This window comes from Leisingera sp. CC-HEC093 (assembly GCF_059429195.1).
Map to the genome: position 1 here is coordinate 3,028,419 of NZ_JCAIJR010000001.1, position 18,875 is coordinate 3,047,293.

Genomic DNA, 18,875 nt, shown 5'->3' on the forward strand with positions numbered 1-18,875 from the left:
GTTTCGTTATTATTACTCGTGCCGTGTCGAAGACAAGAACGCCCGCAGCCGTTCGGACCGGGTGCCTCCAAAGACTTCGTCGGGGGTGCCTTCTTCCTCGATCAGGCCCTGGTGCAGGAACACGACGTGGCTGGACACATCCGCGGACATCTTCATGTCGTGGGTCACGATCAGCATGGTGCGGCCTTCGGCGGCAAGGTCCTTGATCACCTTGACCACTTCCTGCTCCAGTTCCGGGTCCAGTGCTGAGGTCGGCTCATCGAACAGGAGCGCTTCAGGCTCCATGCACAGGGCGCGGGCGATCGCCGCACGCTGCTGCTGGCCGCCGGACAGCTGCGCAGGGTACACGTCGCATTTGTCGCCGATGCCGACCTTGGCAAGGTAGTGGCGGGCCTTTTCCTCAACCTCAGCTTTGCTGCGGCCCAGCACGGTGACCGGCGCCTCCATCACATTCTGCAGAATGGTCATGTGGGCCCACAGATTGAACTGCTGGAATACCATCGAAAGATTGGTGCGGATGCGCAGGATTTGCTTGGCATCCGACGGGCGGCGCGCCAAGCCGTGGCCGGTCCAGGTGATCGGCTCGCCCTTGAACAGGACCTCTCCCTCCTGACTGTCTTCCAGAAGGTTGCAGCAGCGCAGCAGGGTCGACTTGCCCGATCCTGAAGATCCGATCAGCGACACCACATCGCCCTTCTTGGCGGTGATGTCGACGCCTTTGATCACTTCCAGCTCGCCATAGGATTTATGCAGGCCGCGGATTTGCAGAACGGGCGTTGTATCGGTCAAGGTGTCTTTGTCCCTGTGCGTGGAAATTCGTTCTTATTGGACCGAAAAAAAGACCGATTGCAATGTTCAAACCGCACAAGCTGCCACCTCAGTTGTCAAAACGGCAGATTTGGCGGCGCATTTCGGAAGGGGCGTTACGTCAGCTCCGCTGAACGGATGCGCTGCCCGGTCAGCACAGGGCCGGGCGGGGTCGGCACCGCCAGGTAATCGCTGGGGGTGAGCCGCACCAGCCCCTTCAAGCGCAGGCAGGCCCTGGTGTCCTCATCCAGCCCGCGGATGGCGGTCTCCACGGCCGTGAACAGTTCATCGGGATCTCTGCCAAAGGCGGTGATATAGGGTAAGGCCGGGGTGGGCTCTGTACGCTCAATCTCGCACAATCCGGCTGCAAAGCCATCAAATTCCTGGATCATTTCCCAAGTCAGCGCATCGAGGGCGGCAAAGTCTGCCCGGCCCTCGGCAACAGCCTCGGCGGACAGCCGGTGGCCGCCAGTTTCCACCAGTGCACCGGGCAGGATGGAGCGCTCGTGCATATGCACCATCGGTGCAGCCCAGCCGGATTGCGACAGCCCCTCATTAAAGGCAAAACAGCGCCCCGCGAAGGCAGAGAGCGGCTGGCCCGCATCTTCCTGCCGGGCGACAAAGACGCTGTTGTAAAACCCTGGCGCGCAGCCGGGCAGGCCGTAGTCTGGCGTGCCCACAAGTTCCACCTCGCCATAGAGCCGGGTGCGGTAGGGGCAGCCGCAGGTTTGCGACAGCAGCAGGTCCGGAGATTTCCAAACCTGCCAGAAATCGGCGCAGCGTGTCAGCTGGTCCGGGCCGCCGCTCAGGTGTTTGCGGATCCCGGACCAGAACCTGTCATTGGCCGCCGCGGTTTCGGGGCGGTCGTACATTCCCAGGTGTGCTATCATTTTGCGGCCTCTGCCCGTTTGCGTGCCATGGCGCTGTCCACATCGGAAACGCCCAGCAGGCTGGAGGCCAACCGCAGCAGCGCGTCTTCATTGGCGTCCCGGCGGCCATCGGCCAGTGCCACCTGCCACAGCGCCTCGATCACGCCCGTGCGGTCTTCATAGGCCACCGCATCTTTGATAGCCCGGGTAAAGCGCACGGTGTCGGGGGCCTCTGCCTCCATCGCCTCCGCCTGTTCGCGCAGGATCAGCGCGCCGCCGGTGTCCAGCCCGTAGCGGGCGGCCAAGATGCGGTCGATGCGGTCTTTTTCCACCTCGGAATAATTATGATCAGAGCGGGCAATGCGGACCAGCAGCGCCGTCAGCGCCAGCCGGGCGCCTTCGTCGTCCAGCTGCGCGGGCGCCGGTTCCAGAAGCCGGTTCAGAAGTTCCTTGAACATCAGCTGTCCTCCGCGGTGCCGCTGAATTTCCTGACCGCGCGGTCGCGGGCCTTCTCACTGTCGGCATAGGAAAGCCCCATTGCCTTGCGCGCGTCCTCGATGATGGTGACTTCGCCTGCATGCTCGGTGCCGTCTGCAAGCACAACCTCCCAAAGCGCATCCAGTGCTGCCAGCCGTTCCTCAAGGCCGGTGGTCTCGCGGATCAGCCGTCCGAAGGTGTCGGTCTCTGGCGCCGCGGCGTGCAGCTTCTCGCAGGTGGCACGCACCTTGGCGGCCTCAATCGCGTTGTGCTGGTAAAGCCGCGCCAGGATCCTGTCGATCAGGCTGATTTCCTCCAGCTGGTATTCACGGTCCGCCTTCGCCACCCGCACGAGCAGCGCCCCCAGCGCCAGCTCTGCATCCGGGTCCGGAAGCGCCGGCGGTTCGGTCGGGCGGAAAGCTTGAAAGAGTTTCTTGAGCACGGGCATCAGCAGACCTCAGTCAGACAGGAGGGTAAGCGGGGTCAGCCGCCGTACCCCTCAATGATGTGCATATCACCCGTCGAGACCAGATCGCGGAAGGCCTTGGCGTCTTGATAAGCCACGGAATCATAGCAGGCTTTTGCGGTTTCGAAATCCTTGAATTCAAGGACCACTGTACGGGCCCGGAACGCGCCTTCGCGCACTTCCCGTTCACCGCCGCGGATCAGGAACTTGGCATCGTATTCGGCCAGCACTGGGCGGGCGGCGTTGATATAGGCCTGATAGCGTTCCATGTCGCGTACATCCACATGGGCAACCCAATATCCTTTGGGCGCGGTTCCATCGGGCATGGGCTGCAGCCTCCCTTGTTCTTATGGTTGCAGGCAGGCTGATACAAAAGCGTGGCAAAGACAATGGGGCGGATGCCAAGAATTTCCCCGTATTGATGGAAAGATGAATGGTTTCAACGCACTGCGGCGGAAAGTAAAACACCCGCCGGAGCGGCGGGTGTTTCCAAAGCGCTTTGCTGCGGTATCAGCCGATCTCGGCCAGGCGCGCCAGCGCTTCCTTGACCTTGGCTTCTTCCTCTTCGCGCGCAGCAAGGTTTTCGCGGGCTTCCGCCACAACCTCTTCCGGCGCGGAGGCTGCGAACTTCGGGTTGTTCAGCCGCCCGCGCAATCCGCCCAATTCCTTGGCGAGCTTGCCCAGGGTTTTTTCCAGGCGGGCTTTTTCGGCGTCTACGTCGATCACGTCCGCCAGCGGGAGGCCGAAGGAAGCGCCCGGAGCGGCCACCGAGGCGCAGCCCTTGGGGAAGCTTTCCACCTGTTCCAGCGTGGTGATGCGGGCGAGTTTCTGGATCATCGCCTCGTTCTTCTTCCAGGCGTTGCGCGCCTGATCGGAGAATTCGGTCACCACCATTGGAATCTTGGCGCCAGCGGGCACGTGCATCTGTGCGCGGGTGGAGCGGATGTTTTCAATCGCGGTGATCACCCAGTTCATCTCGGCATCGGCCTCGGCGTTGACCAGCTCGGTGCCGTAGGCAGGCCAATCAGCGTGCACCAGCATCTTCTCGCGCTTGGCAGTGTTGCCCCACAGCTCTTCGGTGATGAAGGGCATGATCGGGTGCAGCAGGATCATGCACTGATCGAGCACCCAGCCCAGCGTCTGGAGTGTCTCAGCGATCACCGCTTCGTCTTCGGAGCCGAACAGCGGTTTTGAAAGCTCGATGTACCAGTCGCAGACCTTGCCCCAGACAAAGGCATAAAGCGCATTGGCCGCGTCGTTGAAGCGGTAGGCCTCCAAAGCGGCGTCCACTTCCACCCGCACCTTGGCGGTTTCGCCGATGATCCACTGGTTCACGGCGGCCTTGGCATCCGGGCAGGCATAGGCCGGGACGGTCTCGTCGTAGACGTTGTTGAAATGGGCAAAGTTCACCGCATTCCACAGTTTGGTGCCAAAGTTCCGGTAGCCCTTGAGGCGTTCCATATCCAGCTTCAGCACGCCGCCAAGCGCCGCCATTGCGGCGGAGGAGAAGCGCAGCGCGTCGGCGCCGAATTCCTCGATGATCTCCAGCGGGTCCACCACGTTGCCGGTGGATTTCGACATCTTCTTGCCTTTGGCGTCGCGTACCAGCCCGTGCAGGTAGACGGTGTCAAAGGGGATCTGATCGACAACAGCCAGCTGCATCATCATCATCCGGGCAACCCAGAAGAACAGAATGTCCTGACCGGTGACCAGGGTCGAGGTCGGGAAGTATTTCTGCATCTCCACCGTGTCTTCCGGCCAGCCCAGCGTGCCGATCGGCCAGAGGCCGGAGGAGAACCAGGTGTCCAGCACGTCAGGGTCGCGGAACATCGGAACCTGCATCGGGCCGTCAAAGCTGCGGATGGCACCTTCGTCCTGCACATCCATCAGCTTGACCTGTTCGGCCAGAATCTTTGCGGCTTCATGCTGATCGGCGACGATGCGGAATTCGGTGCCTTCGGCGGACTGCAGACGTGCTTTTTCCAGCGCCTCTGCCTCTGTCGCGGCGCAGATGGCGTACCAGTCGTCCTCGCCCGGAATGTACCAGACCGGGATCTGATGACCCCACCACAGCTGGCGCGAAATGCACCAGGGCTCAATGTTTTCCAGCCAGTGGTAATAGGTCTTCTCGCCGCTTTCCGGCAGGATCTTCACATCGCCATTGCGCACCGCATCCAGTGCTGGGCCGACAACCTTTTCCGCGTCCACGAACCACTGATCGGTCAGCATCGGCTCGATCACAACCTTGGAGCGGTCGCCAAAGGGTTGCATGATCGGTTTGTTCTCGACGTAGGGTTCCTGCGCCTGAACGTCTTCGCCGGTCTCGGGATCGGTCTTGGTGATGGTCTGCATCACCGCCAGGCCTTCGCTGGTGATTTGCTCCACCACCAGTTTACGCGCCTCGAACCGGTCCAGCCCGCGCAGGTCGTCCGGCACCAGGTTGACGGCGTCGGCCTCGTTTTCGGTCAGGGTCTGCTCGCCCTTGGCCACAGCCATGGCAATGCCTGCGGCCTCGTCATAAGACGCGCCGTCGGCCCGCATCTGGCCGCGCATGTCCATCAGGCGGTACATCGGGATGCCGCCGCGCTTGGCAACCTGATAGTCATTGAAATCATGCGCGCCGGTGATCTTCACCGCACCGGAGCCGAAATCCTTGTCCGGGTATTCATCGGTGATGATCGGGATCAGGCGGCGGTGTTCCTTGGGGCCGACCGGGATTTCGCACAGTTTGCCGACGATGGGCGCATACCGCTCGTCAGAAGGATGCACGGCCACCGCACCGTCGCCCAGCATGGTCTCGGGCCGGGTGGTGGCGATGGAGATATAGTCGCGCTCCTCCTCGAGGATGACGTTGCCGTCCTCGTCTTTTTCCACATAGGTGTAGGTGGCGCCGTTCGCGAGCGGGTATTTGAAGTGCCACATGTGGCCCGCAACCTCAATGTTCTCGACCTCAAGGTCGGAAATCGCGGTCTCGAAATGCGGGTCCCAGTTGACCAGCCGCTTGCCGCGGTAGATCAGCCCCTTGTTGTACATCTCCACGAACACCTTGATCACGGCGTCATGGAAGTTGGGGGAATTCTCGTGGCCGGTGCGGGTGTCGCCCTGGGCACCCGCCATGGTAAAGGCGGTGCGGGAGAAATCGCAGGAGGCACCCAGGCGTTTCAGCTGCTCAACAATAGTGCCGCCGGATTTTTCCTTCCACTCCCAGACCTTCTCCAGGAATTTCTCGCGGCCAAGCTCGCGGCGGGACGGCTGCTGGGTCTTGGCCAGCTCGCGCTCCACCACCATCTGGGTGGCAATGCCTGCGTGGTCGGTGCCGGGCTGCCACAATGTGTCGAAGCCCTGCATCCGCTTCCAGCGGATCAGGATGTCCTGAAGCGTGTTGTTGAACGCATGGCCCATGTGCAGCACGCCAGTGACGTTCGGCGGCGGGATCATGATGCAATAAGTGGAAGCCTCAGGCTTGGCATTTGCGCCGGCCTTGAAACAACCGGCCTCTTCCCAAGCCTTGTAAAGGCGGCTCTCGGCCTCAGTCGCGTTAAATGTTTTTTCCATCGCCATGCGCTAAGTCCTGCGTGCGTGTAATTTCTGGTCGCGCTATCCCTTACCGAAAGGGGCGGCAAAGGGAAAGTACCCTGTGCCGCGGCCACCGGCAGCCGGGGCCCTCGCGTGCTGGATGCCACATTTCTTGGGAACCAAGGGCAGGCGGCGGCGTTCTACTTGCACGATGCATCCAGCGGTACTGCAGGGTGCGGAGAGTTTCAGGCGCCGGAGGCCGGCGCCGCACACAAAGACGCCCGGTCCCTGCTGACGCGCATTCCGCGGTATGGACCGGGCGCACGAATTTCCTTCTCGCCAGATGGCAGGCCAGGCGTTTCAGCCCGTGTTCCAGATCTTGCGGCGGCGTTCCTTGATCATTTCGTTGCCTTCTTCGGTGCCGTCATGGAAGGTGTTGAACCATTCGTCCCAGGGCGTCTCCCAGGTACCGTAGTTGCAGTCGAAGAACCGGTGGTGCAGCTGGTGAAAGAAATCGCCGACCAGAAACTTGGCCTTGTTGCCGAATTTCAGATGCTCAAACCCTGCGTGCGAAGCCGGGGCGCCGATGCCATGGTGGAACAGCAGGAACATCGCCAGAACAGGATGTCCCGGCAGCAGGAAGAAGATCATGGTGTCGAACATCAGAAAGAAGCTCTCCACCGGATGCATTGCCAGGCCGGACCATGGGCCGGTGTTGATGTTGCGGTGATGCCAGGCGTGCACCTTGGTATAAAGCACGCCCACATGCAGCAGCCGGTGCAGCCAGTAGAAGTGGAAGCCCGCCCATATCGGCACAAATATGGTCATCAGGATGAAGGCAGTGGGGTTGTCATCCAGCGTGATCATCGTCACCCAGCCATTGGCGTAAGCGTAGAGGATGAAACTCTCCCAAAAGGTCCAGAAGGTTAGTGCCGGACCAAGGGTCCAGAACATGTTGTCCCAGACCTGGTTCTTGAAGGTGAAGACCTTGGCGCCCTTCATCATCGGGCGCATGTCATAGCGGTATTCGTCTGCTTGCGTGCGGATTTTCCACAAGGCCAGGTGCAGCCCGCCGGCCACCACCATCAGGATGCAGAAGTTGCGCAGCCAGATCTCTGCCACCCAGTCCCAGCCAAAGATGGAAACGCGGTCCAGCGACGGGGTGAAGAAGGTCCAGGTGATGACGGCAAAGACTAGCAAGAGCGCCCGCAACGCCAGCGGGTTCCAGCTTTGCAACAGGTATTTGAGTGAGGCCAGCGGCTTCACCGGCCAATCCCAATAGGGGGCGGTCCGGATCGGCAGCTGCGGGGTGAAGTTCCAGATCTTGCGCTTGGGGCGCGGGGGGGTGGCGGGACCTGTCATGTCTCGTCTCTCATATGGCTGGTGGCGCGGTGTCCGCGGCGGGGGTCTGTTCGCTGCCCGGGACCCTAGGCGGGCGGTCGAAAATCCCAGCACGGTATGTCTCGCCGGTCAGGCCAAGTTTTGCTTAGCCTCGCACCATGGCGACCCGGATCCCCTCTTTGAACTGGCTGCGCGTGTTTGAGGTTGCAGCGCGCACCGAGAGCTTTGCCCGCGCGGCGGCGCAGTTGAACATGTCGGCAGCGGCGGTCAGTCAGCAGGTGAAGGCGCTGGAAACCCAGCTGGGCACGCCATTGTTCCACCGCCATGCCCATGCGGTGACGCTGACAGAGGCAGGGCGGGCCTATCTGCCCTCGGTGCAGCAGTCGCTCCTGATGCTGGAAACCGCCACCACCGGCCTGTTCGGAGAAAGCCGGGAGCAGCGGCTGTTCGTGCAGTCGGTGCTGCTGTTTGCCCATGGGGTGCTGGCGCGCGGGCTGCCGGAGTTCCAGACCGCGCATCCGCAAGTAAACCTGGCGCTCAGCACCGGCAATATGGCGGCTGATTTTGCCAACCGGTTCACCGATCTGCAGATCGTTTTCGGCAATCCGTCGCTGTTCGGGACCGAAGGCGACGAATTGCTGCGCGAGGTGCTCTATCCGGTGGCGCCGCCGGAAATCGCTGCGCAGATCCAGTCGCCGCAGGATCTGTTCCGCTTCCCCTTGATCGAAGTTTCGACCCACCGGGCCAGCTGGGTGCAACTGTTCGAGGCCCTGCGCCTGTCCCACGGGCAGGCACGCTATTTCTTTGCCGACAACTCGCTGATGGCAGCGGAGCTGTCGGCGCAGGGGATGGGGATCGCGCTGGCGCGCGCGCCAGCGTCGGACGCTGAGGTCAGGGCCGCTGGGCTGGTGCGCTGCTTGCCGGACGTCGAAGTGCCGGGACAGGAGGCATACCATCTGATCTACCCGGACCGTGGCGCCATGCGCCCCGCAGCAAAACTGTTCCGGGACTGGCTGCTGGATTACGTGAAGGCTGTTTGACTGTTACTGTCCAGTCCGGTCCAGCTTGGTTGCCAGATGTATCAGGCTTTCGGAGGAACGCACGCCGCGAGCCTCCGCGATGCGGTCGATGGTTTCGTCGAGTTCCGCTGTGCTTTGCGCCACCACCTGTGCCAGCAGGTCGAAGCGGCCGGAGGTCGTGTGCACCACTTCGACGCCGGGCAGGCCGCGCAGGCGGGCCAGAACCTCAGGCCCCGATCTCGGCTCAATCGACATCAGCACCGTGGCCTGCAACGGCGGGCGGGCGGCCGCGGACGTCTTGAGCGTGTAACCGGTGATCACGCCGGTGCTTTCCAGCCGCTCGATCCGTGCCTGCACAGTGGTTCGGGCCAAGCCCAGATGACGGGCAAGCTCCGCCACCGGGCGGCGGGCGTTGTCCCGCAGCAGGGTGATAAGACGCTGATCTGTGTCGTCGTTTTGCATCTATGGCCTTCGATATGACGGTGATTTTCGTCACTATAGTCAGAGTGCCAACCGGAATCGACGGAGAATTCGCAGAAAATAGATAAAACGAATGAGGGTTACCCGATGCAGCAGATTCCCCCGCTATGGCTTTCGCCTGAATCCCACCTGGCCCGCAGCGCGCCGGATCATCCGATCCTGTATTTCTCGCCGCGGGTCCTGCATGAGGTGGCGCGGCGGTTCCGAGAGGGGTTTCCGGGGCTGGTTACATATGCGGTGAAGGCAAACCCGCACCCGGCGGTGTTGTCTAACCTGGTTGCTGCGGGAATCACGGCGTTTGACGTGGCCTCGCCCGCAGAGATGGAAGCCGTGCGCGCGGCCAGCCCGGATGCGGTGATGCATTACAACAACCCGATGCGGTCGGAGGCGGAGATCGCCGAGGGTATTAAATCCGGTGTCGCAAGCTGGTCAGTGGATGAACTGAGCGAGCTGGAAAAGCTGGACGCAGTGCCGCGCGACTGCGAAATCTCGGTGCGCTTTGCCCTGCCTGTTGCGGGCGCCGCCTATGATTTCGGCAGCAAGTTCGGCGCCGCACCGGAAGAGGCGGTCGAACTCTTGAAACAGGTTGCCGCGCGGGGCTGGACACCGGCGCTGTGCTTTCACCCCGGCACCCAGTGCGAGGACGAAAGTGCCTGGGTTGAATATGTCCACGCCGCCAAGCGGATCATTGATCAGGCCGGCGTGCAGATCGCGCGGCTGAACGTCGGCGGTGGCTTTGCTGCCAACCGCGACGGCGTGGCGCCGGATCTGGAGAAGGTCTTTGCCGCCATCGGGCAGGCGGCTGATACCGCCTTTGGCGCTGAAAAGCCGGAGCTGATCTGCGAGCCGGGCCGGGCGATGGTCTCCGAAAGCTTCACCCTGGCGGCGCGCATCAAGGGGATGCGCAAGGCGGGAGAGGTGGTGTTCCTGAACGACGGCATCTATGGCGGGCTGGTTGATATCCGCGACATGGGCCTGCCGGGGCGGGTGGAAGTTGTCGCAGGTGATGGCACCCACCGGGCGGGGGAACGCCAGCCGCGTGTGGTGTTCGGCCCCACCTGCGACAGTTTGGACCGGCTGCCGGACGGGCTGCCGCTGCCTTGCGACGCGGTGGCAGGGGACTATGTTTTGTTCCCGGGGCTTGGCGCCTATTCCTCTGCGATGAGCACGCAGTTCAATGGCTACGGTCTTTCTGACGTGGCGACGGTGATCGAACTGGCTGGACAGGCCGCCCCTTAACCTTAGTCTCGCCCCTGTGAACCAGCCAGCGCGGACAGGGGGCGAGCATGGAAAAATTCGGAAAAAGCCAGCCGGTGAAACGGGTCGAGGACGTGCGTTTCCTGACCGGGCAGGGCAATTACATCGAAGACGCCGCCCCTTCGGGCGCCCTGCGCGTCTGGGTGTTGCGCAGCCCGGTGGCGCATGGGCTGATCACCGCGCTGCGCACTGAAGATGCGCTGGAGGCCGAGGGTGTCCATGCGGTGATTACCCTGGCAGAGCTTGAGGCCGCCGGTATGGACGTGTCGATAGAGGGGGCCACGGTCAAGAACCGGGACGGCACCCGCGGGGCGTCGCCGGAGCGCCCGATGCTGGCCCGCGGCAAGGTCCGCTATGTCGGGGAGCCGGTTGCGGTTGTCGTCGCGGAGACGCTGGACCAGGCCCGGGATGCGGGCGAGCTGATAGAACTGGAAATCGACGACCTGCCTGTCAAGCTGGACCTGCAGCCCGGCGGCGAGCCGCTGCATGACAGCGTGCCGGACAACAAAGCCTTTGACTGGGGCATGGGGGATGAGGCGGCGGCGGATGAGGCTTTCCGCAATGCCGCCCATACCATCGCGCTGCAGGTCGAGGATAACCGGATCATGGTGAGCACCATGGAACCGCGCGGCTGTTTTGCCGAGTGGCAGCAGGGACGGCTGCATTTCACCTTTGGCGGGCAGGGGGTGTGGGGCATGAAGTCCCAGCTGGCTGCCAAGCTGGGGCTGAACGAGTCCGACATCAGGGTCGCGACGCCGGATGTCGGCGGCGGCTTCGGCATGAAGGCCTCTGCCTATCCGGAATATTTTGCTGTCGCCCACGCCGCCACCGTGCTGAGCCGCCCGGTGCTCTGGATGTCGGACCGCGGTGAGGCGATGCTGAGCGACAATGGCGGCCGCGACCTGACCTCGCTGGCGGAACTGGCATTTGACGAAGACCTGAAGATCACGGCCTACCGGGTCCGCACCCGATGCAACCTCGGCGCCTACAACGCGCCTTTCGGGCAGCCGATCCAGACCCAGCTGTTCAGCCGGGTGCTGGCCGGAGTCTATGACATCCGGACTGCCTGGCTGCAGGTGGAGGGGATCTACACCAACACCACCCAGGTGGACGCTTACCGCGGCGCCGGGCGGCCGGAGGCGATCTATGTGCTGGAGCGGGTGATGGACCGCGCCGCGCGGGAACTGGGGGTCGATCCGCTGGAGCTTAGGCGGCGGAACTTCATCCAGCCCGCAGCGTTTCCCTATGGCACCGTGACCGGAGAGACCTATGACGTCGGCGACTTCGACAAGGTGCTGAGCCGCGCCGCCGAGGAGGCGGACCTGAAGGGATTCGCGGCCCGCCGCGCGGAAAGTGGTAAACGCGGCAAGTACCGGGGCGTCGGGGTCTGTTACTATATCGAAAGCATTTTGGGCGATCCTTCAGAAGGCGCGGAAGTGGAGTTTCGGGAGGATGGCCGGGTGAACATCTATGTCGGTACGCAGAGCAACGGGCAGGGGCATGAAACTGTCTATGCCCAGTTCCTGGCTGACCAGAGCGGCATCCCGGCGGACAGCGTTCATGTGATCCAGGGCGACAGCGACCGCATTGCCCAGGGCGGCGGCACCGGCGGCTCGCGCTCCGTCACCACCCAGGCCAATGCGACGCTGGCTGCGGTGGAAACGATGATTGCCGCCTTCACGCCGTTCCTTGCGCAGGAAATGGGAGTGGAGGAGGAGGCCGTGGGGTTTGACGGCGAAACCTTTCGCGCACCGGGGTCCAACCTGACCCCCACAATGCTGGAAGCGGCAGAGATGGCCCGCGCGCACGGCCGGCTTGATCTGCAGCGTCACGCAGCGCGGGCCCGGCTGCCGGGGCGCTCGTTTCCGAATGGCGCACATATTGCCGAAATTGTTATCGATCCGGAGACTGGGCAAGCCGAGGTGGAGCGCTACACTGTAGTTGACGATTTCGGTAATCTGATCAATCCGATGCTGGCCGAAGGCCAAGTGCATGGCGGGGTGGCGCAGGGGCTGGGACAGGCCATGCTGGAGCGGGTTGTCTACGATGAGGACGGACAACTGCTCACGGCTTCGTTCATGGACTATGCCTTGCCGCGGGCAAGCGGCGTCCCCATGATTGGGTTTACCTCCGAGCCAGTGCCTTCGACACAGAACCCGATGGGGATGAAGGGCTGCGGCGAGGCGGGCACCGTCGGCGCGCTGGCAGCAGTTGCAAACGCGGTGCAGGACGCGGTCTGGGACCGCGGCGTGCGGCAGGTGGACATGCCGTTCACCCCGCTGAGGATTTGGGAAGTGCTTAGAGATGTTTCTGAGGCAGCTGAGTAAAAGGGTTTTAGGGTGGCTTGGGCGGCCGCTGCGTTCGGAGCATTCCGGGGAAACCAAGCTGCGCGGGCCGCAGGCCCATGTGATCATCCTCGACGGCACAATGTCGACGCTGGAGGCGGGCCGTGAAACCCATCCAGGCCAGCTGTTCCGCCTGAGCAGGGAAATGGGCGCGCAGGTGTCGGTGTTCTACGAATCCGGGGTTCAGTGGAAAGGCTGGGGCAGCGCGCCGGATGTGATGATGGGGCGCGGCATCAACCGCCAGATCCGACGGGCCTACGGTTATCTTGCCTCCCGCTACCGGCCCGGCGACAGGATCTACCTGTTCGGTTATTCCCGGGGCGCCTATGCGGTGCGGTCCTTGGCCGGGGTGATCGACCGGATCGGCTTGCTGAAACCCGAACATGCCACCGTGCGCCACATCCGCACCGCCTACCGGCATTACCGGCTGAACGGACGCTCTCAGACTGGCGCGGCCTTTACCGCCGCCCATTGCCACGACGAGGTTGAGATCGAGATGGTCGGCGTCTGGGACACCGTAAAAGCGCTGGGCCTGCGCCTGCCGCTCTTGTGGCGCTGGGCAGAACGGCAGCACAATTTTCACAACCATACACTGGGCCCGCATATCAAGAGCGGCTACCACGCATTGGCGATGGATGAGACGCGCGACGTGTTCAAGCCGGTTCTGTGGGATTGCCCCAAGGGCTGGAATGGCCATGTCGAACAGGTCTGGTTCCGCGGAGCGCATGGCGATGTCGGCGGCCAGCTGGGCGGGTTTGAAGACGCGCGGCCGCTGGCCAATGTCTCGCTGATCTGGATGCTGGAGAAGGCAGAGGAGCGCGGCCTGCCGCTGCCCAGCGATTGGCGGATGCGGTTTCCGGTAGACCCCAAGGCGCCTTCGGTTGGCACCTGGCAGGGCTGGGCCAAGATTTTTCTTCTGCGCAGCCGCCGCCGGGTCGGGCTGGATGCCAGCGAACGCCTGCACAGCAGTGTCGGCGCGGGCAGGGAGAATACCCAGCCAAACGGCTGGCTTACGATGTTTTCCAAGACGTAGATGTTTTCCAAGACATAAACGTGCGAAATGCGCGGCGGCCCACCGCGGCGGGCAAAATGCCTCGGTCTGAACGCTGCTGGCCCGGGGCCGCTGCAGGCAGGTGCACTGTTACTAAGTGCAGGCCCGATTGCGCTGATTCAGCTCTTTTGCCAGCCGTTTCAGCGACCGCGACACGATCAGCTTGTGGGCCGGGCGGACCGGCAGCATGTAGATGCGGCCGAACAGGTTGTGTGTCTTAACCGAAGAGGTGATGCTGAGCACCCCGCAGCTGCAGGTGACGCAGGTCATTACGTCCAGATGCCGGTCCCGAACGGTGAGGGTCAGCACCTTGTCTGTAACGGCCTCTACCAGAAAGAAATCGAGCTTGTCCCCTGCTGACACATCACGGTGCGGCCGTCCAGAGAAGCCGCCGATGCGTTTGACCCCGAACAAGGCAGAAATGGCGTCGCGCAGCCGGAAAGCCAGTTTCATACCGGGCAGAGGCCGGGAGTGCATGAGGTTCCAGGCCTCCAGCGGCGTGACCTCAACCGGCAGAACCAGCGATTGCGTGTCAAGGAAGTCCAGCTCCTTCGCCGGTGCCAGGACCTGAATGCGGGCTGTCGCGGCGCGGGCCAGACTGTTTGGCGGCATGGTCAGCCTTTCTGCAGCTTTTCAATTGCTTGCATGGAAGATAGCAGTCAAGCTGCGGCAGACAAGACCCAGGCCTCCGATTGCTGATCAGCGCGGGGCGATCTGCATCACGATGCAGGTGGTGGAGCCTGTCGCGTAAAGCTTGCCGTCCCTCAGTCCGCGGATTTCGCCATGCGCCACACCAGTGGAGCGGCCCACGTGGTCAATGCTGCCGGTGCAGTCGATCGTGGTTCCCAGCGGGATCGGCCGCAGGATATTAACCTTGTACTCCAACGTCGTGTAGACCGCGCCCGGGGGCACTTTGGTCATCACTGCGCAGGCCATGGCGCTGTCGAGAAGCGTGCCATACCAGCCGCCATGCACGGTGCCCATCGGGTTGCAGACATGAAATTCCGGTGTGCCGCGGAACATCACCTGGCCGTCCTCAACGCTATGCAGGTGATAGCCCAGAGTTTCGGCAATCGGCGGGCCGGGCAGGCGGCCGTCCAGGATGCCCTGCATGAAGTCGAGCCCGGAAATCCGGGCAATTTGGTCGATTGTCAGCAGGTCGGCAGGCTGTTTGGCATAAAACATGGCACGCGGGTCCTTGGCGGGTTGGTCCTGCCATTAGAAACCGCGCGCCATTGCGCGCAACGCTTACGCCACGTTCTGAAGCGAAACCTTGGGGGTAACACCCAGGGCAAAGCAGACGTCACGGGTCAGCTCCGGCCGGTTCAGCGTGTAAAAGTGCAGCTTATCCACGCCGCCCTCCAGCAGATCCGAGCACAGCTCGGTGCAGATAGCGGTGGCCAGCAGTTCCTCGCGGCCGTCGCGCTGCGCCTTGTCAAAGGCATGCTCGACCCAATCGGGGATGACGGTGCCGCAACGCTTGGCGAAATTGCGCGCGCCTTTCCAGTTTTCAATCGGCAGGATGCCCGGAGTCAGCTTGCTGCCGTCAATCCCGGCTTTTTCGCAAGCATCGCGGAAACGGAAGAACGTATCGGCTTCAAAGAAGAACTGGGTCAACGCCTCATCCGCGCCGGCATCCAGCTTGCGCTTCAGCCATTCCACGTCAGCGGCTTGATCGGCGGCGTCCGGGTGGCGGTCCGGATAGGCGCCTACCTTGATGCTGAAATCGCCACGCGCCTTCAGCCCCTCAATCAGCTCCACCGAATTGGCAAAGCCTTCAGGATGCGGTGTGAATTTGCCTTCGCCCTTGGGCGGGTCGCCGCGCAGGGCCACAATCTCTGTCACGCCAACTTCGGCAAACTGGTCGGCGATTTCCAGCGTTTCCGCCTTGGAGGCATTCACGCAGGTCAGATGCGCGGCCACGTTGAGGCCGGAGGTCTTGTGCAGGGTCGCCACAGCGTCGCGGGTCAGGGTGCGGGTGGTGCCGCCAGCGCCATAGGTCACCGAGACAAAGCGCGGCCCCATCGGAGCGAGGACCTGCACGGTGTCCCAAAGCCGGAAGGAGGCTTCGAGATTTTGCGGCGGGAAGAATTCAAAGGAAATCTTGGGCGTCGTCATCTCAGGTCTCTCGCTAGGTTGATGTCCACACTTGTTGCATGCGCAGCAATGTGAGACAATTTCATAATACTCAAGATTAACATGAGCGATCTGATAGAATGCATATCGAATTCCGCCATCTCCGCACCATCAAGGCCATCCATGAGGCCGGCGGTCTGGCACGGGCTGCCGAGCAGCTGAACATCACCCAAAGCGCGCTGAGCCATCAGGTGAAGGGGCTGGAGGAACAGGCAGGCGTCGAACTGTTCATCCGCCGCTCCAAGCCGATGAAACTGTCGCCGGCGGGGCTGAGGCTTTTGCGGCTGGCAGAACAGGTCTTGCCGCAAGTGGAGGCAGCACAAGCAGAATTTTCTTCACTGCGGGACGGCAACACGGGCCGGATGCATATCGCCATCGAATGCCACGCCTGTTTCGAATGGCTGTTCCCGGTTTTGGAGGGGTTCCGCAAAAACTGGGGCGATGTGGATGTCGATATCCGCCCGGGCCTGGCCTTTGACGCGCTGCCTGCGTTGCTGAAGGAAGAGGTGGATCTGGTGGTGTCCTCTGATCCGGAGGATATTGTGGGTGTCGAGTTTATTGAGCTGTTTGACTATAATCCCGTCTTTGTCGCTTCGGCGCAGCATCCGCTGGCAGAGAAACCCTATGTCGATGCAGAAGATTTCATCGGCCAGAACCTGATCACTTACCCGGTGGACAAGGTCCGGCTGGATGTTTTCAGCCAGCTGCTGATCCCCGCCGGGGTGGAGCCTGCGTCGATCCGGCAGGTGGAGCTGACGGCGGTGATCCTTCTGCTGGTCGCCTCCAACCGCGGCGTGTCGGTGCTGCCGGACTGGGTGGTGCGTGAGGTGAAATACTCCTCCGACTATGTGACCCGGCCGCTGACCAAATCCGGTATCACCCGCAGCTTGTACGCGGCGATCCGGACGGAAGACCGCGAAAAGCCTTTCATGCAGGAACTGATCCGTCTGGCCAAGGTAGAGGCGCGCAAGCTGCAGTTTCAGTAAAGGCTGCCGCCCGGAGTGGCGCGGAACGGCCGGGGCCGTCCCGCGCCTGTGCCTGCCCCGCGCGGCCGCGTGATCCGGCAGGTGCTGTCGCGCGGCTCAGACCAGTTTGACGATCTGCTTGCCGGTATTGCCGCCCTGCATCATCGACAGGAATGTCTTTGGCGCGTTCTCCAGTCCTTCGGCGATATCCTCCAGGTACTTGATGTCCCCGCTGGCAATCTTGGGGGCGGCCTCGCGCAGGAAGTCGCCATAGCGGTCGTAGTGGTTGAAGATTATGAAGCCATTGACCGACAGGAACTTGGTCAGCACCGCGCGCCAAATGGCCGGGGCTGTCAGATCCGTTTCAGCGCTGTTGTACCAGGCGATCATACCGCAAACCGGGATGCGGCCGAAGTTGTTCATCAGGGGCAGCACCGCTTCCAGCACCTTGCCGCCGACGTTTTCGTAATAGATGTCGATGCCATCCGGGCACTCCGCGGCCAGCGCCTGACTCAGCTCTTCGGCGCTGGAATAGGCGCGGTGGTCGAGGCAGGCGTCAAAGCCGAAGGTTTCCACCGCCAGCTTGCACTTATCCGCACCGCCCGCGATGCCGACAACGCGCAAGCCCTTCTGCTTGGCCAACTGGCCCACCATGGAACCGACCGGGCCGGTCGCGGCGGCCACCACCAGGGTTTCGCCGGCTTGCGGGCGGCCATAGGCGTCCAAGCCATGCCATGCGGTAAACCCCGGCATGCCGAGAACGCCGAGCGCAGTGGTGAGGGGCGCGATAGCCGGGTCCAGCTTGCGGATTTCGGACGCCTTCGCATGGGCATGGCTGGCCCAGCCGAACATCCCAAGAGCAAAGTCGCCGGGCTTGAAATCAGGGCTGTTGGAGATGATCACTTCGCCTACGCCGCCTGCAGTCATGGTCTCCCCGACCGCTACCGGCGGGGCATAGGATTTGCCTGCGTTCATGCGCCCGCGCATGTAGGGGTCCAACGACATATAGTGAACCTTAACAACAACTTCCCCCTCTCCGGGCTGGGGCAGGTCCACCGTTTCAAGGCGGAAGTTTTCCTCGCTGGCCTGGCCTTCGGGGCGGCTGGCCAGCACGATACGCTGCATTTGTCCGGTCATAGGGTGTTCCTTCTTTTGCTTGCTGCAAACACTGGGTGCGGCGGCGGCCGATTGCAACCGTTCGCTGGCCGGGCTCCGCGGCGTCAGGCGGGATCAGCAGTTTGCGGCATAACCCCTTGGCATTCGGGGGCAGGGCGCGTATAGGCACGCATTGACCCCGGCATCTCCCCGACGTGACAGGATTCTGCAGACATGATTGGCAGCGCAAACCTCAATGTGATGATCAAGACCGCCCGCAAGGCCGGCCGTTCCCTGGTGAAGGACTTCCGCGAGGTGGAAAACCTGCAGGTGTCGATGAAGGGCGCGGGCGACTTCGTCTCCAAGGCCGACATCGCCGCTGAGAAGATCATCAAGGAAGAGCTGCGCAACGCCCGCCCGACCTATGGCTGGATCGCGGAAGAGGGCGGCGAGATCGAAGGCGAGGATCCCACCCGCCGCTGGATCGTGGACCCGCTGGATGGCACCACCAACTTCCTGCACGGGCTGCCGCACTGGGCGATTTCCATCGCGCTGGAGCACAAGGGCAAGATCGTTGCCGGCGTGGTCTATGACGCCGCCAAGGACGAGATGTTCTTTGCCGAGAAGGGTGCGGGCGCCTGGATGAACGACACCCGTATCCGCGTCTCGGGCCGCCACCGGATGATCGAATCCATCTTCGCAACAGGCGTGCCGTTCGGCGGCCGTGCCGACCTGCCGCTGACGCTGCAGGATCTGGCCCGCCTGATGCCCGCCTGCGCCGGCGTGCGCCGCTGGGGCTCTGCCGCGCTGGACATGGCCTATGTGGCTGCCGGCCGCTACGAAGGCTTCTGGGAACGCCGTCTGAATTCCTGGGATCTGGCCGCTGGCATCATCATCGTGAAAGAGGCCGGCGGGCTGGCTGAGGCGATCGACCCGGAAGCGGGCATCATCGACAGCGGCTCTGTGGTCTGCTCGAACGAGCCGATCTTCGAGAACTTTGCCAAAGTGATCCGCGGTTAACGCTGTCAGGGCAAAGAACTATTGAAAACGC

Annotated in this window: 18 protein-coding genes; 6 read left to right on the forward strand and 12 right to left on the reverse strand. The window is 62.7% G+C overall.

Annotated features, from left to right (window positions below):
• Window positions 1-12: 12 nt before the first annotated feature.
• The 7 genes from AC5STB_RS14845 to AC5STB_RS14875 all read right to left on the reverse strand — a co-directional run bounded on the left by AC5STB_RS14845 (window position 13) and on the right by AC5STB_RS14875 (window position 7,497).
• A complete protein-coding gene (locus AC5STB_RS14845; RefSeq protein ID WP_495443582.1) occupies window positions 13-789 on the reverse strand; it encodes an ABC transporter ATP-binding protein in 777 nt (258 codons plus the stop codon).
• 134 nt (window positions 790-923) lie between these two features.
• Window positions 924-1,697 carry a phosphate/phosphite/phosphonate ABC transporter substrate-binding protein gene (locus AC5STB_RS14850; protein ID WP_495443583.1) on the reverse strand — a complete coding sequence of 258 codons (774 nt, stop codon included), beginning with the start codon at window positions 1,695-1,697 and terminating at the stop codon, window positions 924-926.
• Window positions 1,694-2,134: a tellurite resistance TerB family protein gene (locus tag AC5STB_RS14855; protein ID WP_495443584.1), complete on the reverse strand. Its 441-nt coding sequence runs from the start codon at window positions 2,132-2,134 to the stop codon at window positions 1,694-1,696. Before AC5STB_RS14855 ends, AC5STB_RS14850 begins: the two co-directional genes overlap by 4 nt.
• Window positions 2,134-2,595 carry a tellurite resistance TerB family protein gene (locus AC5STB_RS14860; RefSeq protein WP_495444609.1) on the reverse strand — a complete coding sequence of 154 codons (462 nt, stop codon included), beginning with the start codon at window positions 2,593-2,595 and terminating at the stop codon, window positions 2,134-2,136. Before AC5STB_RS14860 ends, AC5STB_RS14855 begins: the two co-directional genes overlap by 1 nt.
• A 41-nt stretch (window positions 2,596-2,636) precedes the next feature.
• Complete coding sequence (locus AC5STB_RS14865; RefSeq protein ID WP_495443585.1) at window positions 2,637-2,945, reverse strand: DUF1330 domain-containing protein; 309 nt, start codon at window positions 2,943-2,945, stop codon at window positions 2,637-2,639.
• A 184-nt stretch (window positions 2,946-3,129) separates the two neighbouring features.
• A complete protein-coding gene (locus tag AC5STB_RS14870; RefSeq protein WP_495443586.1) occupies window positions 3,130-6,180 on the reverse strand; it encodes a valine--tRNA ligase in 3,051 nt (1,016 codons plus the stop codon).
• A gap of 315 nt (window positions 6,181-6,495) precedes the next feature.
• Window positions 6,496-7,497, reverse strand: a complete 1,002-nt coding sequence (locus AC5STB_RS14875; RefSeq protein WP_495443587.1) for a sterol desaturase family protein — start codon at window positions 7,495-7,497, stop codon at window positions 6,496-6,498.
• A 137-nt stretch (window positions 7,498-7,634) separates the two neighbouring features.
• On the opposite strand from AC5STB_RS14875, the gene AC5STB_RS14880 reads away from it, so the two are divergent.
• Window positions 7,635-8,516: a LysR substrate-binding domain-containing protein gene (locus tag AC5STB_RS14880; protein ID WP_495443588.1), complete on the forward strand. Its 882-nt coding sequence runs from the start codon at window positions 7,635-7,637 to the stop codon at window positions 8,514-8,516.
• Window positions 8,517-8,519: 3 nt separating this feature from the next.
• Here AC5STB_RS14880 and AC5STB_RS14885 read toward each other — a convergent pair whose 3' ends face one another.
• Entirely contained in the window at window positions 8,520-8,957 is a 438-nt protein-coding gene (locus AC5STB_RS14885) for an Lrp/AsnC family transcriptional regulator (protein WP_495443589.1), read from the reverse strand.
• Between the two features lie 105 nt (window positions 8,958-9,062).
• Here AC5STB_RS14885 and AC5STB_RS14890 point away from each other — a divergent pair, with 105 nt between their 5' ends.
• From AC5STB_RS14890 to AC5STB_RS14900, 3 genes are read left to right on the forward strand one after another with little or no spacing between them, the layout of a single operon-like run.
• Entirely contained in the window at window positions 9,063-10,214 is a 1,152-nt protein-coding gene (locus AC5STB_RS14890; RefSeq protein ID WP_495443590.1) for a type III PLP-dependent enzyme, read from the forward strand.
• Between the two features lie 47 nt (window positions 10,215-10,261).
• Window positions 10,262-12,559: a xanthine dehydrogenase family protein molybdopterin-binding subunit gene (locus tag AC5STB_RS14895; protein ID WP_495443591.1), complete on the forward strand. Its 2,298-nt coding sequence runs from the start codon at window positions 10,262-10,264 to the stop codon at window positions 12,557-12,559.
• Window positions 12,537-13,610, forward strand: a complete 1,074-nt coding sequence (locus AC5STB_RS14900; protein ID WP_495443592.1) for a T6SS phospholipase effector Tle1-like catalytic domain-containing protein — start codon at window positions 12,537-12,539, stop codon at window positions 13,608-13,610. The genes AC5STB_RS14895 and AC5STB_RS14900 overlap by 23 nt, the downstream gene beginning before the upstream one ends.
• A 111-nt stretch (window positions 13,611-13,721) precedes the next feature.
• Here the strand turns inward: AC5STB_RS14900 and AC5STB_RS14905 are convergent, their stop codons facing one another.
• From AC5STB_RS14905 to metF, 3 genes are all read right to left on the reverse strand, one after another.
• On the reverse strand, window positions 13,722-14,240 hold the full coding sequence (locus tag AC5STB_RS14905; RefSeq protein WP_495443593.1) for a DUF2867 domain-containing protein: 519 nt from the start codon (window positions 14,238-14,240) through the stop codon (window positions 13,722-13,724).
• Window positions 14,241-14,327: 87 nt separating this feature from the next.
• A complete protein-coding gene (locus tag AC5STB_RS14910; protein ID WP_495443594.1) occupies window positions 14,328-14,813 on the reverse strand; it encodes a PaaI family thioesterase in 486 nt (161 codons plus the stop codon).
• 63 nt (window positions 14,814-14,876) lie between these two features.
• The gene (metF, locus tag AC5STB_RS14915; RefSeq protein ID WP_495443595.1) at window positions 14,877-15,746 is read right to left on the reverse strand and encodes a methylenetetrahydrofolate reductase [NAD(P)H]; all 870 of its coding nucleotides are present in this window, start codon (window positions 15,744-15,746) and stop codon (window positions 14,877-14,879) included.
• A 98-nt stretch (window positions 15,747-15,844) separates the two neighbouring features.
• On the opposite strand from metF, the gene AC5STB_RS14920 reads away from it, so the two are divergent.
• A complete protein-coding gene (locus AC5STB_RS14920) occupies window positions 15,845-16,750 on the forward strand; it encodes a LysR family transcriptional regulator (protein ID WP_495443596.1) in 906 nt (301 codons plus the stop codon).
• A 96-nt stretch (window positions 16,751-16,846) separates the two neighbouring features.
• On the opposite strand, the gene curA is transcribed toward AC5STB_RS14920, so the two are convergent.
• On the reverse strand, window positions 16,847-17,866 hold the full coding sequence (gene curA / locus AC5STB_RS14925; protein WP_495443597.1) for an NADPH-dependent curcumin/dihydrocurcumin reductase: 1,020 nt from the start codon (window positions 17,864-17,866) through the stop codon (window positions 16,847-16,849).
• Window positions 17,867-18,058: 192 nt separating this feature from the next.
• On the opposite strand from curA, the gene AC5STB_RS14930 reads away from it, so the two are divergent.
• The gene (locus tag AC5STB_RS14930) at window positions 18,059-18,844 is read left to right on the forward strand and encodes an inositol monophosphatase family protein (RefSeq protein ID WP_495443598.1); all 786 of its coding nucleotides are present in this window, start codon (window positions 18,059-18,061) and stop codon (window positions 18,842-18,844) included.
• Window positions 18,845-18,875: the final 31 nt, after the last annotated feature.

Excerpts from the sequence above, each read along its gene's own strand:
- AC5STB_RS14850 (WP_495443583.1), bottom strand. The coding sequence starts at position 1,697 with ATGATAGCACACCTGGGAATGTACGACCGCCCCGAAACCGCGGCGGCC.
- AC5STB_RS14855 (WP_495443584.1), bottom strand. The coding sequence starts at position 2,134 with ATGTTCAAGGAACTTCTGAACCGGCTTCTGGAACCGGCGCCCGCGCAG.
- AC5STB_RS14865 (WP_495443585.1), bottom strand. The coding sequence starts at position 2,945 with ATGCCCGATGGAACCGCGCCCAAAGGATATTGGGTTGCCCATGTGGAT.
- AC5STB_RS14870 (WP_495443586.1), bottom strand. The coding sequence starts at position 6,180 with ATGGCGATGGAAAAAACATTTAACGCGACTGAGGCCGAGAGCCGCCTT.
- AC5STB_RS14875 (WP_495443587.1), bottom strand. The coding sequence starts at position 7,497 with ATGACAGGTCCCGCCACCCCCCCGCGCCCCAAGCGCAAGATCTGGAAC.
- AC5STB_RS14880 (WP_495443588.1), top strand. The coding sequence starts at position 7,635 with ATGGCGACCCGGATCCCCTCTTTGAACTGGCTGCGCGTGTTTGAGGTT.
- AC5STB_RS14885 (WP_495443589.1), bottom strand. The coding sequence starts at position 8,957 with ATGCAAAACGACGACACAGATCAGCGTCTTATCACCCTGCTGCGGGAC.
- AC5STB_RS14890 (WP_495443590.1), top strand. The coding sequence starts at position 9,063 with ATGCAGCAGATTCCCCCGCTATGGCTTTCGCCTGAATCCCACCTGGCC.
- AC5STB_RS14895 (WP_495443591.1), top strand. The coding sequence starts at position 10,262 with ATGGAAAAATTCGGAAAAAGCCAGCCGGTGAAACGGGTCGAGGACGTG.
- AC5STB_RS14900 (WP_495443592.1), top strand. The coding sequence starts at position 12,537 with ATGTTTCTGAGGCAGCTGAGTAAAAGGGTTTTAGGGTGGCTTGGGCGG.
- AC5STB_RS14905 (WP_495443593.1), bottom strand. The coding sequence starts at position 14,240 with ATGCCGCCAAACAGTCTGGCCCGCGCCGCGACAGCCCGCATTCAGGTC.
- AC5STB_RS14910 (WP_495443594.1), bottom strand. The coding sequence starts at position 14,813 with ATGTTTTATGCCAAACAGCCTGCCGACCTGCTGACAATCGACCAAATT.
- metF (WP_495443595.1), bottom strand. The coding sequence starts at position 15,746 with ATGACGACGCCCAAGATTTCCTTTGAATTCTTCCCGCCGCAAAATCTC.
- AC5STB_RS14920 (WP_495443596.1), top strand. The coding sequence starts at position 15,845 with ATGCATATCGAATTCCGCCATCTCCGCACCATCAAGGCCATCCATGAG.
- curA (WP_495443597.1), bottom strand. The coding sequence starts at position 17,866 with ATGACCGGACAAATGCAGCGTATCGTGCTGGCCAGCCGCCCCGAAGGC.
- AC5STB_RS14930 (WP_495443598.1), top strand. The coding sequence starts at position 18,059 with ATGATTGGCAGCGCAAACCTCAATGTGATGATCAAGACCGCCCGCAAG.